This window comes from Rhizobium sp. S163, from assembly GCF_030380805.1.
In the GTDB taxonomy this organism is placed as follows: domain Bacteria; phylum Pseudomonadota; class Alphaproteobacteria; order Rhizobiales; family Rhizobiaceae; genus Rhizobium.
On the sequence record NZ_JAUDSA010000014.1, the window covers coordinates 245,757 to 260,297 of the forward strand.

Here is a 14,541-nt window from a genome sequence, read left to right on the forward strand (position 1 = left end):
AAAAAAATCGCTCAGAGGTACGGCGAACCAAGCCACAGTACCTTGTTTAAAAGGCGCACCGCGAACGGTGCGGACCGCAACCCCTGCAACGTGACCGGCGTTGCAGAGCGGATCGCCTCGTCGATATGTTCCTCGATCTCATCGGCGAAACCTTCGTTCAACACTTCGAGATCGATCTCGAAATTAAGCCGTAGCGAGCGTGGATCAAGATTGGACGAGCCGACATAAGACCAGACGCCATCGATCGATAGCAGCTTCGAATGGCTGAATGCCCCGCTCGCGCGCCAGATACGGCAGTAATTGCTGACGATCTGATCGAACTGCGCCGTCATCGCCCGGTCGACAAGCACGAGATTGTTGGACGCCGGAACCACAATGTCGACCTCGACACCCCGGCGCGCCGCCGTTGCCAGCGCGCTGATCAGTTCCCTGTCCGGCAGAAAGTAAGGTGACATGATCTTGATCGAGGTTCGGGCGACGGAAAAAGCGCCCATCAACATCTTGTGGTTTGTCTCCACCCGCCTGTCTGGTCCTGACGCGACCACGCGCATGAAGACAGGATCGCCCGGCTCCCGCTCGGGTGGTGCGATACGCCACTCGTCGCCGGTCAGCTCCTCGCCCGTCGTAAAGCGCCAGTCTTCGGCGGCAATATCGAAGAGATCTGCGACAACGGGCCCGGTGACCATGAAATGCGTGTCGCGCGCGAAATCTTCCCCCGCAAATTCGCGGGTGAAACCAGCCCGTATGTTCATGCCACCAGTCAGCGCCACCCGCCCATCGACGACAACCATCTTTCTGTGGGTTCTGAGGTTAGCGTAGGGCAAGCGCAGACCGATGATGACGTTGCCGTTGAAGACCGAGACGGAAACACCTCCGTCTTCCAGGTAGCCGAGAATGCTTGGCACCGAGTAACGGGCGCCTACGGCGTCGATCAGCACACGGACCTCAACGCCACGCTTTGTCGCAGCGATCAGCGCATCTGCGATCCTCAGACCGATCGGATCACGGTCGAAAATATAGGTTTCGAGAAGAACGCTTCGCTCGGCGCTGTCGATCGCTGTCTTCATCGCGGCGTAGCAGTCGTCGCCAGTTTCAAGCATGTCGATCGTGTTGCCGGTCGAAATCGGGCTGCGGGCCACACGGTCGCCAAGCGTCTGCAAGGCGGCGAAACGGCGCCCGAAACCGCTGATGACAATCTCGGCTTCAGCGTCGAAGGTTTCCAATTCATCGAGATCGGCCTGCGGCATCAACGCGTCGCGGCGTAGGCTCAAGGAGGCGCGCCGGATACGGTTGATGCCGGCAATCGCGTAGAGTACGGCGCCAACAATGGGGGACAGGACAATCACGCCAACCCAGCCGATGGCAGCGCGCACCTCTTCCTTCGTCATGGTCGCGTGGATCGCCGCGGCAGCCCCCATGAGCAACGAAATCACGAACAGGATATGCGGCCAATAGGTCGATATGAGATAAAACATGCCGCTGAGTTATAGCGGCAATTTCAGACTGTTCAATCACACCTAAGCCTACGTATTTCGCCTAGACGCAATGGACATTCGTGCGGATCGTAGACGCGGTCTGATGAACGGAGAGTGATACGCTGCTAGCAGATATGCGCGGATCTGGAGCAGAGGCATCGCTTTGGTTAGGTATCGTGCTGCAATGCCGCATATATTTTTGCAGTGTGTCAGAAATCACTTGAAACAATCCGATTCGTCTGGAACTCTTCAAACAGTATCGCGTTTGAACGATGGCATCCGTGCAGTGGAGATCGGCGATGACGGAAACTCAGATAGAGTGGGTTCAAAAGCGCGCCTATGCGCTTTGGGAAGAGGAAGGCCGCCCTACCGGGCGTGAACATGCACATTGGGAACAGGCTATGAAGGAGCGTGCCGCGCTTGAAGGAACGGCTGCGTCTTCCGATGGCCGAGAAGTCAAGAGTAAGCCGAAACGGGCGCCTGCGGAGATTAAGGTAAGCGGTGCTGCCAAGGCCGCGGCCAAAACCGCCCCCAAGAAGTCTACCGCGCGAAAGCCTGCCTGATCAGGGCGAGTAATTGTTTACAAAGGGCGCCGATAAGGCGCCCTGTTTTTATTTCAGTCATATCTTTGCATTAATTCAGTCGTACTGAACTAATGCCAGAAAGATCTTCAGTCGCAGCGCAATGCGAACCCCGCTTAAAAGCGTGACGGCAGCGGTTCCCAATGGAACAAAAGTGACCTTCGACGGTTCTCCTGCAAAACTGGGAGAACAGTCATGAACCGCAGCTATTTCGACGTCATTCTCGTTTCCCTCATTGTAGCAGGTTGCTACATGTTCATCGCTCCGGTGTGAGATACAATGCCGACCCTGGTCCTTGCTGCAACCGCCTATCTAGCGCTCGCCATGCTTCTTGTCGTCGTCGTCGACAATCTAGTTGGCTTCTTCTTTGGAGAAAAGCCGGCTGTTTTTTCGATGCGTCGATCGGCGGTTGAGCGTATCGCGGCCCTTTCACGCTGGTATGGCCGCAAGTAAAGCTGTCGGCGGTCGGCCCGTCTTGATCCAATCATTTTAAAAGGCGGCGTCTGGACGACGATCCAGCAATCAGGCGCCCTCAGGAGGGCTCCGATGGCTTATCAATTATACTATTGGAACGGCATTCAGGGGCGGGGCGAGTTCGTGCGCCTCGCGCTGGAGGAAGCGGGCGCGGATTACGTCGATGTCGTGAGACACGAGCAGCCGGGGATGGGCACAGATGCGATGCTCGAAATCCTTGATCAGGGGCTGAATTCTGCGACCGCATTTGCTCCGCCTTTTCTAAAGGATGGAGACATCCTTGTTTCGCACGTCGCCAACATCCTCTTTTATCTTGGCCCCAAGCTAGGGCTTGCTCAATCGAACGAGACGCTGAGGTATGTCGCAAACGGCCTCCAACTGACAATTACCGACTTTGTCTGCGAGGTGCACGACACTCACCATCCAATCTCGACTGGACTCTATTACGAGGATCAGAAGGCTGAAGCGAAGGCGCGATCGGTGGCGTTCATCAATGAGCGCATCCCGAAGTACCTCGGTTATTTCGAGCGAACGCTGCACCAGAACCCGAGCGGCTCGCAGCACATCGTCGGCTCGCAGCTTTCCTATGTCGATCTATCGCTGTTCCAGGTGACCGAGGGGCTCAGCTATGCATTCCCCAATGCCATGAAGGGATATCAGGACCGTTACCCCGCCTTGGCCGATCTCCGTGCGGTGGTGCGCGAGCGCCCCCGGATCGCCGCCTATCTCGCCTCCCCTCGCCGGCTCCCTTTCAACGAAGACGGCATATTCCGCCACTACCCGGAGCTTGACGCGGGCAACTGATCTCCAATCTAATCCAGCGATCCATCATCTTGGCCAGGCTCGCGTCGGCCTTTCGATAAAACTGGGAGATCTTTTTCATGGTACATCTTGCGCAATCGCTTGCGGCAATCAAAATTCCCGATCTGAGCGGCAAGGCAGTTCTGATCACCGGCGCCTCGACCGGAATTGGCGCCGCACTCGCCAGGGCGTTCGCCGCCCAGCAGATGAAAGTCGGCATTCACTACAATTCGAGCCGCGAGCAGGCGCAGGCGCTGGCCGACGAGATCAAGGCGGCGGGCGGTCACGTTCATCTCGTCCATGGCGACGTGTCCAAAGAGGGTGAGACCGAGCGCGTTGTCGAAGAAACCGCCAAGACATTTGGCCATCTCGACGGCTTGGTAAACAACGCTGGGGGCATGCTGGGCCGCAAGCCGACGGCAGAGTTCACCGACGAGCATTACGAGAAGGTGATGGACCTCAACGCGCGCTCCGTGCTGGCTGCCACCCGCGCGGCCCATCCCTGGTTGAAAAAACAGGGCGGGTTCATCATCAACACCACATCGATAGCAGCCCGAAACGGCGGTGGTGGCGGCGCCATTCTTTACGCCGCAGCCAAGGGCTTCGTCTCCACTATCACCCGGGGCCATGCGAAGGAGTTCGTGCCCGACCGCATTCGCGTCAACGCGGTGGCACCAGGAGTGATCGCTACGCCGTTCCACGAGCGCTATACCAACGACGACCAGATGGAGATGCAGCGCAAGTCGATTCCGATGGGTTTCGTCGGCACGCCGGAGGATTGCATCGGTGCTTATCTGTTTCTCGCATCGCCGACGCTATCCGGCTACGTCACCGGCCAGATCATCGAGGTAAACGGCGGACAGCTCATGCCCTGACTGGCAGTGGGCAATTCGATAGGCCTGACGTCGATCCAAGGAACTTTTGCAGCGCAACAACGTTTCCTGCAGGCTAACAACCAAGCGGGGCGTTCCATGAGCTTTTCGTTTTCAGAACTCGACTTTCTCAAGCCTGAACTCGGCGCTGAATATACCGGCCAGGGAACGCATTTCGCGGTGTTTTCCGCCCATGCCGAACAGATGGAGCTCTGCCTCTTCTCGCCCGATGGCAAGGAGGAGGTCGCGCGCATGGCACTTCCCAAACGCGAGGGCGACATCTGGTCCGGCTACATCGCAGGTGTCGGCCCAGGTACCGTTTACGGCTATCGCGCCCACGGCCCTTACGATCCGCAGGCCGGTCATCGGTTCAACCCGAATAAGCTGCTGCTCGACCCCTATGCCAAGCAGGTTCTTGGCGAACTCAAGTGGGACGACGCACTCTACGGCTACACGATCGGCGCCAAGGATGACGACCTCTCCTTCGACGACCGCGACAGCGCTCCCTATATGGTCAAGGGCATCGTGCAGGACCCGGATTTCGACTGGGACGGCGACCAGGCGATCCGCCGTACCTGGACGGATACGATCATCTATGAGGCGCATGTGCGCGGGATGACGATGACGCACCCCGATGTGCCCGATGAGCTGCGTGGCACGTTTCTCGGCATGTGCAGCGAGCCGATCATCGATCACCTGACCAAACTCGGAATCTCAGCAATCGAGCTGCTGCCGATCCAGCATTTTCCAAACGACCGCTATCTCCTCGAGAAAGGCCTTACCAACTACTGGGGTTATCAAACGCTGGGCTTCTTCGCGCCGCAGCCGCGATACTTGTCGGGAAGCAGGATCACCGAGTTCAAGACGATGGTGAAGGCGTTCCACGCCGCCGGCATCGAGGTCATCATGGATGTGGTCTATAACCACACCGCCGAAGGCAGCGAACGCGGGCCGACGCTCTCTTTTCGTGGGCTCGACAATGCCAGCTACTACATCCTCTCGCCTGATGATCCGCGCCACACCTATGACACGACAGGGACCGGCAACACGCTGAACGTTGCGCACCCCATGGTCATGCGGATGGTGCTCGACAGCCTGCGTTACTGGGTCGGCGTGATGCACGTCGATGGCTTCCGTTTTGACCTCGCCAGCACGTTGGGGCGCCAGGACCTCGACTTCGACCGCCAGGGCATCTTCTTCAGCGCGATCCGTCAGGACCCGATCCTTTCGGGCGTGAAACTCATCGCCGAACCCTGGGATGTCGGTGAAGGCGGCTACCAGGTCGGTGGCTTTCCACATCCCTTCCGGGAATGGAACGACAAGTTCCGCGACGACACCAGGCGTTTTTGGAAAGGCGACGGCAGCATGGCGCCCGACATGGCAGCACGGCTCACCGGCTCGCAGTTGCAGTTCAATCACTCCGACCGCGCTTCGACATCGTCGGTCAACCTTCTGTCCGCCCATGACGGCTTCACGCTGATGGACACAGTCTCGTTCAACGAAAAGCATAACGATGCGAACGGCGAAGACAATCGGGACGGCCATTCCGACAATCACTCCGACAACATGGGGGCAGAGGGCGCGACCGACGACAACGGCATCCGCGAAGCTCGCTCTCGCCGCCGTCGTAACATGATGGCGACCCTGCTTCTCAGCCAAGGCGTGCCGATGATCGTGGCGGGCGACGAAGTCGGAAATAGCCAGGGCGGAAACAACAACACCTATTGTCAGGACAACGAAACCGGCTGGGTCGATTGGTCCGGCCTTGACGATCCCTTCCTGACCTTCTGCCAGAAGATGATCGCTTTGCGCAAAGATCACCCCGAGCTTCGCCAGGAACGCTTCTTGACCGGCGCAGTCGGCGAGGACGGGCGCACCGAAATCGCCTGGTATCGCCCTGATGGACAACAGATGGGCGAAGAGGACTGGAACGATCCGGAGCTTCGTCTGCTCAGCGTTTATATTTCCTATAGCGCCAACACGCCTGACGTCGACAAGCGTGCAGGTCTGTTCATGGTACTCAACGCCGGCGGAGATTGCGAGATCCGTCTGCCTCAGGTCAACGAGATCAACGAGTGGAGCCGTGTGCTTTCCACCGGTGTGGACGACCCCTTCACCAGACTGGATGTTGATGAACCGCTGACGGTTGAGCGCGAAAGCGTAGCCGCGTTCATTCCAAGGGGCGGCTAGACGAAAGCAAGGAGCGAGCCCCCGTGGCTTATGGCTGCACGTCACGCTCGTCGAGCGCGGCCATTGCCTCGGCCAGTGCTGCGCGCACCCGGTCGCGCTCCTTGGGGTCCAACTGACCAAGATCCAGGTGCAGATCGAGCCCCGAAAAATGCTCGCTCATGACGCGGATCGCCTGATCCTCGCCCAGAATCAGGCCATTGACGGCATAGGGCACGATTTCCCGCTGGATCCCCTTCATGGTGATCGGCGGCAACGGCGTGGCATCGACCATATCCTTCACCAGCGCGTATGTCTCGTAGCTGATGACGATCTTGCCGCCCTCGGCGATCGATTGCAGGCGGGCGGCCAGATTGGCCTCGGCGCCAATAATCGTGTAATCCATCCGGTCATTGCTGCCGAAATTGCCAACATTGCAGTAGCCACTATTGATCCCCATGCGGACGACGAACGGCTCTTCCGTGCCCTCGCCGCGCCATTTCGCTTTCAGCTCGCCAAGCCGGTGCTGCATGTCAATCGCCATCTTCAGACAGGCTTTGGCATCTTCTGCCGCCCCATTCGTCTCGGGATCGCCGAAGAAGACCAGCACGGCGTCTCCGATGAACTTGTCGAGCGTGCCGCCATGCTTGAGTGCGATCGCTGACATCTCCGTCAGGTATTCGTTGAGCATTTCCGTCAACGCCTCCGGCTGCAGGCGTTCGGTCGTTGCCGTGAAATCCTTGATGTCGGAGAAAAAGATCGTCAGCCGCTTGCGTTCGGTATGAACCACGACGTCCTTCTGACCGCTGAAGATCCCCTTGTAGATCTGAGGCGACAGATATCGAGAAATCTTAAGCGATATGCTTGCCAGAAACTCGTTGGTGGATTCCAGGTCACGATTGAACCCCTGTATCAACGCCGCTTGCCGTTGTTGGAGAAAAATCAATGCCATGCCGAGCACGGCTGAGCAAAGAAAGTAAAATAGAAGGTACTTGAAGGCAAAGACGTTGCCGGCGAAGGGCTGCCGGATGATGATCTCCTGGATGCCGCGAACGTCTCCAATCTTCCAGTCTGTCTTCGGGCTCTGCGGGTGTGTGTTGTGACAGGCAACGCAGGCCTGCGCCATGAGCACCGGCGTGACCAGACGGAAGGTGTTGGTGAACCCGCTCCGGTTTATGTCACTCAAGGTCTGCTTCGGATCGGCGCGCAGCGCGGCTAGCGACGCGGTCTCGAAGTGGTCGAGATCATGCGGTGCCCGTTTTTGAAACGGCAGGTCGGAAACGAAGCGATAGGTGATGTTCGCCTGCTGTTGCTTGATCACGTCCCCGAGTTCGAGCGAAAGCGTGGCGGGTATGGGGATCGCACCGGGAATGGTCGCGTATTCATGGGTGACCGGCGTGCCGGTATCCATTCCGGCAGCGTGGGCCGCAAGTATCCGGCCGACCACGTTGGTGGCATAATAGGAGCGAATGCTCGTAATGAGCGAGCTCATGTCTTGAGCCTGCCGCTTCAGTGCACTTTGCGAGAGGTTGCTGACATCCATCCACACGGCAAGCGGCAGCCCGGCGAGCATCGCGATCACCACAGTCGTGATGAAGTAGCCGTTCTTCCTCGCAATGGAACCGTGATCAGCGTTGCCTGCCATGCACCCCCTCGTTTTTAACAAGGATCATCCTACCGGACGCCACCGAATGCCATGCACATGCCGTCGCGGGACATTAAACGATCAAGCGACAACGAACTGGATAATCGCACGGCGACCGATCAGCGTCGAGCGATACGGCATCGAAACCTTCGACTTAAGTGGGATCGCCCGCCATTTGCATTCCCGTATGCGAATTCCCATATATTTTTAAGGAAAATCAGGATTCGGCGCCGCAAGCTGGCTGATAGCGTATCGCAATTTACGAAAATCAAACCATAAGCTGTTGCTTTCTGCGACAAAACCCGATTGCTTAAGATATTCGACCGGTTGGATTGATAAGGTTGATGCGGTACGTAAGACAAACGGCTTGTGGAAATGCAACGCTTGGCATCAGGTTCAGATGATGATCACGGTAGTGCGGTGGGTCGGACCATTTTGAAAAAGCGATGAGTAAAGATCTCTTTCAAGTAAAGTTCTGGGGCGTGCGCGGCAGTATCCCGGTCTCCGGGCCTGAGTTCGATCGCTATGGTGGCAACACCTCCTGCATCGAAATTCGCTGTGGCGAACACCGTATGATCTTCGACGCGGGCTCCGGCGCCCGCGAGGCGGGGCTTTGCATGCTCAACGAGCAGGTTCGCGACGTCGACCTGTTCTTCAGCCACTGTCACTATGACCACATAATCGGGCTGCCGTTCTTCAAGGCCATCTACTATCCGTCAATCGATCTGCGCATCTGGTCCGGCCATCTCGATGGCAAGATGACCACGCGCGAAATGATCGAGCAATTCATCAGCCCGCCATGGTTCCCTGTGAAGACCGACATCTGCCAAGCAACGATGAGCTTCCGCGATTTTCACGCCGGGCAGATCCTGGAACCGCATCCAGGCATCAGTATCAAGACCTTCATGCTGAACCACCCTGGTGGCGCGATCGGCTATCGCGTCGAGTATCAGGGCCGTTCCATCGCGCTGGTCTACGATATCGAGCACACGCCCGGCAGCCACGACCCCGTCGCGTTGGAAATGATGCGGGACGTCGATCTCGCTGTCTACGACTGCACTTATAACGAAGACGAAATGCAGCGCTTCAAGGGCTTCGGCCACTCGACGTGGCAGCACGGCATCGAACTGGCGAAGATGGCCGGCACCAAACAGTTCGCACTTTTCCACCACGCGCCCTCGCGCACAGATGCGCAACTGGAAGATATGGAAAGGCAGGCGCAGGCCGCCTTCCCGAGCTCGTTCGCCGCCCGCGACAACCAGGTTCTGGATCTCTAGGCTTCGACCAGAGCCGCCGCTGATTTCCAGTCGACGGCGGGATGGGCGCTCGTCTCTGCCATAAGGTCGGAGAGGAACGCCCAGGCGGTCTGATCATGCACGAGATGGTGCGTGAGAATGCCGATCGGCTCCGCATCATCATCGAAGCGGGCCCGCAGTTCCTTCACCACGTCAGCTACCAGCTCGTCATGCGGCCTGCCGCCACGGATGCCGTGCCAGTTCATGATGTCGACGTGGGTATTCAGCAGCCGTATCGGGCTTCCCGCCTTGGCGGCTCCGTAGACGGACAGGACCTCAAGACCAAACGCCGGCAACTCCCCAATGAGCGCACTGTTGATCCGGTTCCAGGGCGGCACCAGGATGGAGATGAACTGCGACCCGAACAGCCGTTGCAGAATGGCATATCCGTCGCGCAACTCGCCGAGGACGATATCAGGCGCGCGATGGGCGCCAAGCTCCTGCTTCTTCTCGTCAGGCCCTGCGTGATTGGTATGCGACCATCCATGCAAGGCCACCAGCACATGCCGCTCCTCAGCCAACCGCGCGGTAAGCGGCTCGCCCGTGGAAGCCGGGATGACGGCGAGGGTCAACGGCACGTCGGCGCCGCTGGTCAACTTCAGCAGCTGTTCCAGCGCCGGCGTCGGCTCGATCGCATCATCGTCGCGAAGCCAGAAGCTGGCGGTCTTGCCGGCGGCTTGCCAACGCTCGAGCTCCACCCGCAACGGCGCCCAGATGTCGTGAGCCATCATCGTTCTTTTCCTATGTATCTGCGTAAATTGGAGTTGATCGCCTTTGCCGCGATTGCAAGCGATCGTTCGGCCAAGACGAAGAGGCGTGCCGCGTTCGCCATATCGGTGCGTTTCGAGGCATCGTCGAGCAATCCGCTGATCGCCGAAGCGTAGGCGGCAATATCCCCCTCTGCCGTCAGCAATCCGGTCAAGCCAGGCTGGACGACTTCCGGAACGCCAGCTGTATTCTGCGCGACCACAGGTAGGCCCGCCGCCTGTGCCTCGAGATAGGCAAGCCCATACGCTTCACCGCAGCCGGGCCATACGTAGATGCCTGATCTTCCAAGGTCCTCAACGATATCGTCAGCACCACGCTCTCCGAGCCAATCGATCCGCCCCGGCTCGAATGTTGCGAAGAGGCGTTCGACCTCACCACGCATCGGACCGTCCCCCACGATCGCGAGCGTCCAAGGTTTGTCTCTTATCGTGGCCAGCGCTTCGGCGAGCATCGCGTAGCTCTGCATCTTGTCGCCGGCACGCATCATCGCGACCGTGATCAGCCGTGTGGGCTCCGGCACTGGCTGGAGGCCTTCGAATGCCGCCGTATCGATGAAAGGGGCGAGTGCCGCGATGTGCGCCTCGGGGATTGCCCGCTCAAGGCCCTCTCGGTCTCGCCGCGTGAAGCCGATATTGACCGCGGCATCGCGAACCATTGCGCCGATCCGCGCCTGGTACGGCGCCCAATCGGTCTGCTCGCGTTTGGGAGAGTAGGATGCTTCAGCAGTAATCAAGGGTATGCCGAATTCCGCACATAGCACCGGCCCGAACGGATCGACCGACTTGTAATAGGGATGATAGCAGAACCACAGATCGGGCATGTTTCCGCCCGACCACGCGGCCCGCAGCCGCTGCAGGTCCAAGGCCGCCTCGCCTTCGACCCTTGCCGCTGCTTCCGGCGTCGATGCGAAGCTGCGGAATTCGGATGCGACCTGGACCGTATGACCGCCCATCTGCAAGGCGCGGATCAGCAGGCGCGCCATCAGCCGGTCACCCGAGGGCACCGGATGGTTGGGCGACTTCAGCGGTGCGTAAAATGCTATGCGCATCTGGTCACGCACTCTAAGACGCAGTGTTCAAGACCGGCCCCTGTGCCCGCCGGGCGAAAGTTTGCTATGGTCTTCATCCTTACGGCTTGCTGACGAACATGTGACGTGCACAGACGGTCGAAAGGCGGCAATAAAACCTCAATTACCCTATCACTAATGCAAATGTGATTTGGGTTTCAAGAACGGGATTGAATGGCGAGCGTCGCAGGCAGCAGCATTTTTTCGGAACGCTCGAAGGCGCGCCAGGCTCGGCTCCGGCCTTGTCATGTTCGCCTTTGCTTTCCTGCATTTTTCCAATCACGCGCTCGGCCTCATTTCGGTTTCTGCAGCGGAAGACGGCAGACGGTTTTTCACCGCACTGTGGCGAAATCCCGTCGGCTCGCTGGTGCTCTACGGCGCGATCTTCACTCATATCGCCCTGGTCTTGCGCTCGATCTATATCCGCCGTAGCCTCGTCATGCCCAAGGGTGAGGCCGCCCAGATCATTCTTGGCCTGGCAATTCCTATTCTGTTGATCGATCACGTGATCGGCACCCGTGTGGTGCACGCTTTATATGGCTATCGCGACAATTACGAAACAATCATGCGCACCCTGTGGATCACCGCGCCTGGCAATGGCTTGCGTCAGGTCGTGGCCCTCGTGGCCGTCTGGTTCCACGGCTGCATCGGCCTCCACTACTGGCTGCGGTATCGAAACTGGTACAATGACATCGCCGCCTCGCTGCTGGTCGTAGCCATTCTCGTTCCGGTTCTTGCCATTCTCGGTTTTATCGAAATGGGGCGCACCATTGCCGAGCCGGCCTATGAGGGGATAGCCGACATCGGTCGCTATGAGGCAAACCTCAATTCCCGCTACATGAAGGACCCGCAGGCGATCGCTGAGGTCAGGATGATCCGCACCGGGCTTTACGGCTCCTTTGCAGGAGCGCTTTTTCTCGTCGTCGCGGCCAGAACGCGTCGCCGCTGGAAGGAGCGCGTCGACCAGATCACCGTGCACTATCAAGGCGGGGAAGTGGTGCGTGTTCCGCGCGGCTTCACGGTTCTTGAAGCAAGCAGGCTTGGCGGCATTCCTCATTATTCCGTGTGCGGGGGCAAGGGCCAGTGCTCAACGTGTCGCGTGCAGGTGTTGAGCGATCTTGACGCTCTCCCGTCCCCCGATCGGATGGAGCAATCGACCTTGAAGCGGATCAATGCTGCACCCGATGTCCGGCTTGCCTGTCAGTTGCGCCCGACGCAAGACGTAACGGTGGTTCCACTGTTGCTGCGTGCGGCAGAAGCGGCCCTGCCCGCCAACACACAAGAGACGACACCCGGCCGCGAGCGAGAGATCGCCGTTCTGTTTTGCGACATCCGTGACTTTACCGCGCTAACCGAAGATCGCCTGCCTTTCGATATTGTCTTTTTGCTCAACCGCTATTTCGCCTTGGTCGGCAATGCGGTTGAGAAGGCCGGTGGCCGTATCGATAAATTTATCGGTGATGGCGCAATGGCACTTTTCGGCATAGGAACCACGCCCGAGGAGGCCTGCCGTCAGGCGCTGTCGGCCGCAGCCTCGATTGCACGTGACATTGAGAAGCTGAGCGAGGAGCTGTCGGACGAACTGTCGATGCCGCTGCGCATCGCCATCGGTATCCATACCGGCCCGGCAGTGGTGGGAACGCTGGGTTTTGGCCGCGTTCGCAGCACGACGGCAATTGGCGACATGGTCAACGTCGCAAGTCGCCTGGAGGCTGCAGCAAAGGAATTCGAGGTTGCGCTTGTCGTCTCAGAGCCCGTTGCAATGCTGGCCGGTGCCGACATGGGCGGCATAGAAAGTCGTGAAATCAGCGTCAGAGGCCGCGCACTGCCCTTGAAAGTCTATGTCATTGCACGCGACAAGGCGATCCAACTGCTTGAAGGACAGACCTGATGCCCGCCCAATCGCGGCTAACCGCCAAATACTGGACAAAACGCTGGCGCAAGATGCGCAACGCGATCGCGCGCAAGCTTTTTGACACGCGTAGGGGTCGCCGGATCCTCATCGAGAGTATGGGGCCGCGTGTCGTCTCCATGACGGTCGACGCGGGCGACCACCTGATGACCTTTTCTCCCTCAGACTACATTGGCCGCAAGGTGTTTCGCAAAGGCCATTTCGAGCGCGATCACGTTGACCGACTGCTGAATATCCTGCGGCAGCGCTCGATTTTGAAAGATGACAGCTACTTGCTCGAAATCGGTGGCAATATCGGCACCCAGACCGTCTATTTCGCGCTAGCGGGGGCCTATCGGCATATCGTCACGATCGAGCCGGACCCGCGCAATTTTCCGCTCCTGCAACAAAACCTGCGTCAAAATCGGCTCGACCACATGGTGACGGCCGTTAATTGCGCAGCCGGCGACATCTCTGGCGAGATCGACTTCTTCATGAACGCCAACAATCACGGCAAGAGCAGCGCGATCCGGCAAAGCCCGAGTGACACCAAGATCAGCGTGCCGGTTCGCTCAGTGACGGAGATCTTGAACGATTTTTCGATCGACCCTGCCGATATCGGCCTGGTCTGGATGGATATCGAAGGATATGAACCTGTCGCGTGCCGATCCATGGGGCCGCTCCTGTCGCGCCGCGTACCGCTTTACATGGAATTCACACCCAGTTTTTACGGGTCCGAGCAGACCCGCGCTTTCATCGCCATGCTTGCCGGCTTTTACGATCGCTGCCTCGTCTTTTTCGAGACGGGCGCGAAGGAAATGGCCGTCAACGACCTGCCCGGCGACATAGATCAGTACGACGTGCTTTTCCTACCCTGATCAACGGCGGCGGTACAGGTAGTAGCGGCCTTCCTTGATGCCTGATGGAAGCGGCAGTGGCTCAAGCTCTGGCCGTTCGATCGGCAAGCCGCTGACGGCGACCCCGCCCTTTGCCAAAACGCCAACCATCAGTTGAGGCAGCCACGTCAGCGTTACCGCATCAATTTCATCATGACCGGTGCCGATATCGGCATGCGCGAGTGCAGCACCGATACCGATGAACGCCTGGCCCGATTCGCGGATCTCGCCGGTTACCATGTTCTCGGCCGGCGGCGTCGAGGAGGAATAAGAACGCACGTCGCGATCGAAGGCGACTATACGGCGATCGGGAAAATGCTCTCGCAGATGATCGTAGGTCCGGCCATTGCCGAGCCCGAATTCGAGCACCGGGCCCTCTATTTTTTGAACCAAATCAACGATTGCATTGAGAATATCACGCTGGGCCGTCAAACGGCGAATGAAGCTGTCGAGGCGGCTCATCTGTAACTGTGTCCGATCGTCGTTCTTGAAAGCGGATAAAAAGACATCACGCTTGTGGTATGGATGCCTGACAGCCGTGAGCGCTTGCCGCAAAGCCAGTGGGGCGCGGTTTTGCAGCCACGCGTTCAAAGCATGTGCGTTGGCGACAG

At 58.7% G+C, this 14,541-nt stretch carries 12 protein-coding genes and 1 pseudogene; 8 read left to right on the forward strand and 5 right to left on the reverse strand.

Translation table 11 applies throughout. The features are described from left to right. Window positions 1-11: 11 nt before the first annotated feature. Window positions 12-1,475, reverse strand: coding sequence for a phospholipase D-like domain-containing protein (locus QTL96_RS14055; protein ID WP_289728104.1), 1,464 nt, complete (start codon window positions 1,473-1,475; stop codon window positions 12-14). A 299-nt stretch (window positions 1,476-1,774) separates the two neighbouring features. Between QTL96_RS14055 and QTL96_RS14060 the strand changes: the two genes are divergently transcribed. The 5 genes from QTL96_RS14060 (at window position 1,775) to glgX (ending at window position 6,393) form a co-directional block, all read left to right on the forward strand. Continuing rightward, complete coding sequence (locus QTL96_RS14060) at window positions 1,775-2,038, forward strand: DUF2934 domain-containing protein (protein WP_112944071.1); 264 nt, start codon at window positions 1,775-1,777, stop codon at window positions 2,036-2,038. Window positions 2,039-2,335: 297 nt separating this feature from the next. Continuing rightward, the gene (locus tag QTL96_RS14065; RefSeq protein WP_289728105.1) at window positions 2,336-2,509 is read left to right on the forward strand and encodes a hypothetical protein; all 174 of its coding nucleotides are present in this window, start codon (window positions 2,336-2,338) and stop codon (window positions 2,507-2,509) included. Between the two features lie 93 nt (window positions 2,510-2,602). Further along, entirely contained in the window at window positions 2,603-3,334 is a 732-nt protein-coding gene (locus tag QTL96_RS14070; protein ID WP_289728106.1) for a glutathione S-transferase, read from the forward strand. 77 nt (window positions 3,335-3,411) lie between these two features. Beyond that, a complete protein-coding gene (locus QTL96_RS14075; protein WP_289728107.1) occupies window positions 3,412-4,206 on the forward strand; it encodes an SDR family oxidoreductase in 795 nt (264 codons plus the stop codon). A gap of 96 nt (window positions 4,207-4,302) precedes the next feature. Then, on the forward strand, window positions 4,303-6,393 hold the full coding sequence (glgX, locus tag QTL96_RS14080; protein ID WP_289728108.1) for a glycogen debranching protein GlgX: 2,091 nt from the start codon (window positions 4,303-4,305) through the stop codon (window positions 6,391-6,393). 28 nt (window positions 6,394-6,421) lie between these two features. Here glgX and QTL96_RS14085 read toward each other — a convergent pair whose 3' ends face one another. Next, entirely contained in the window at window positions 6,422-8,014 is a 1,593-nt protein-coding gene (locus tag QTL96_RS14085) for an adenylate/guanylate cyclase domain-containing protein (RefSeq protein WP_112972829.1), read from the reverse strand. Window positions 8,015-8,460: 446 nt separating this feature from the next. Between QTL96_RS14085 and QTL96_RS14090 the strand changes: the two genes are divergently transcribed. Next, window positions 8,461-9,291: an MBL fold metallo-hydrolase gene (locus QTL96_RS14090; protein ID WP_113198985.1), complete on the forward strand. Its 831-nt coding sequence runs from the start codon at window positions 8,461-8,463 to the stop codon at window positions 9,289-9,291. On the opposite strand, the gene QTL96_RS14095 is transcribed toward QTL96_RS14090, so the two are convergent. Next, window positions 9,288-10,040 (reverse strand): polysaccharide deacetylase family protein, encoded by a 753-nt coding sequence (locus tag QTL96_RS14095; protein WP_113198986.1) that lies wholly within the window; start codon window positions 10,038-10,040, stop codon window positions 9,288-9,290. The two genes, QTL96_RS14090 and QTL96_RS14095, sit on opposite strands and share 4 nt — an antisense overlap. Next, window positions 10,037-11,125, reverse strand: a complete 1,089-nt coding sequence (locus QTL96_RS14100; protein WP_289728109.1) for a glycosyltransferase family 4 protein — start codon at window positions 11,123-11,125, stop codon at window positions 10,037-10,039. The genes QTL96_RS14095 and QTL96_RS14100 overlap by 4 nt, the downstream gene beginning before the upstream one ends. Before the next feature lie 192 nt (window positions 11,126-11,317). Here QTL96_RS14100 and QTL96_RS14105 point away from each other — a divergent pair. Both QTL96_RS14105 and QTL96_RS14110 read left to right on the forward strand, forming a co-directional pair. Next, window positions 11,318-13,034, forward strand: a pseudogene (locus tag QTL96_RS14105) (adenylate/guanylate cyclase domain-containing protein). Then, on the forward strand, window positions 13,034-13,912 hold the full coding sequence (locus QTL96_RS14110; RefSeq protein WP_289728110.1) for an FkbM family methyltransferase: 879 nt from the start codon (window positions 13,034-13,036) through the stop codon (window positions 13,910-13,912). The pseudogene QTL96_RS14105 and the gene QTL96_RS14110 overlap by 1 nt, the downstream one beginning before the upstream one ends. On the opposite strand, the gene QTL96_RS14115 is transcribed toward QTL96_RS14110, so the two are convergent. After that, a complete protein-coding gene (locus QTL96_RS14115) occupies window positions 13,913-14,392 on the reverse strand; it encodes a class I SAM-dependent methyltransferase (RefSeq protein WP_113198990.1) in 480 nt (159 codons plus the stop codon). It abuts the gene before it with no gap. Between the last annotated feature and the right edge of the window lie 149 nt (window positions 14,393-14,541).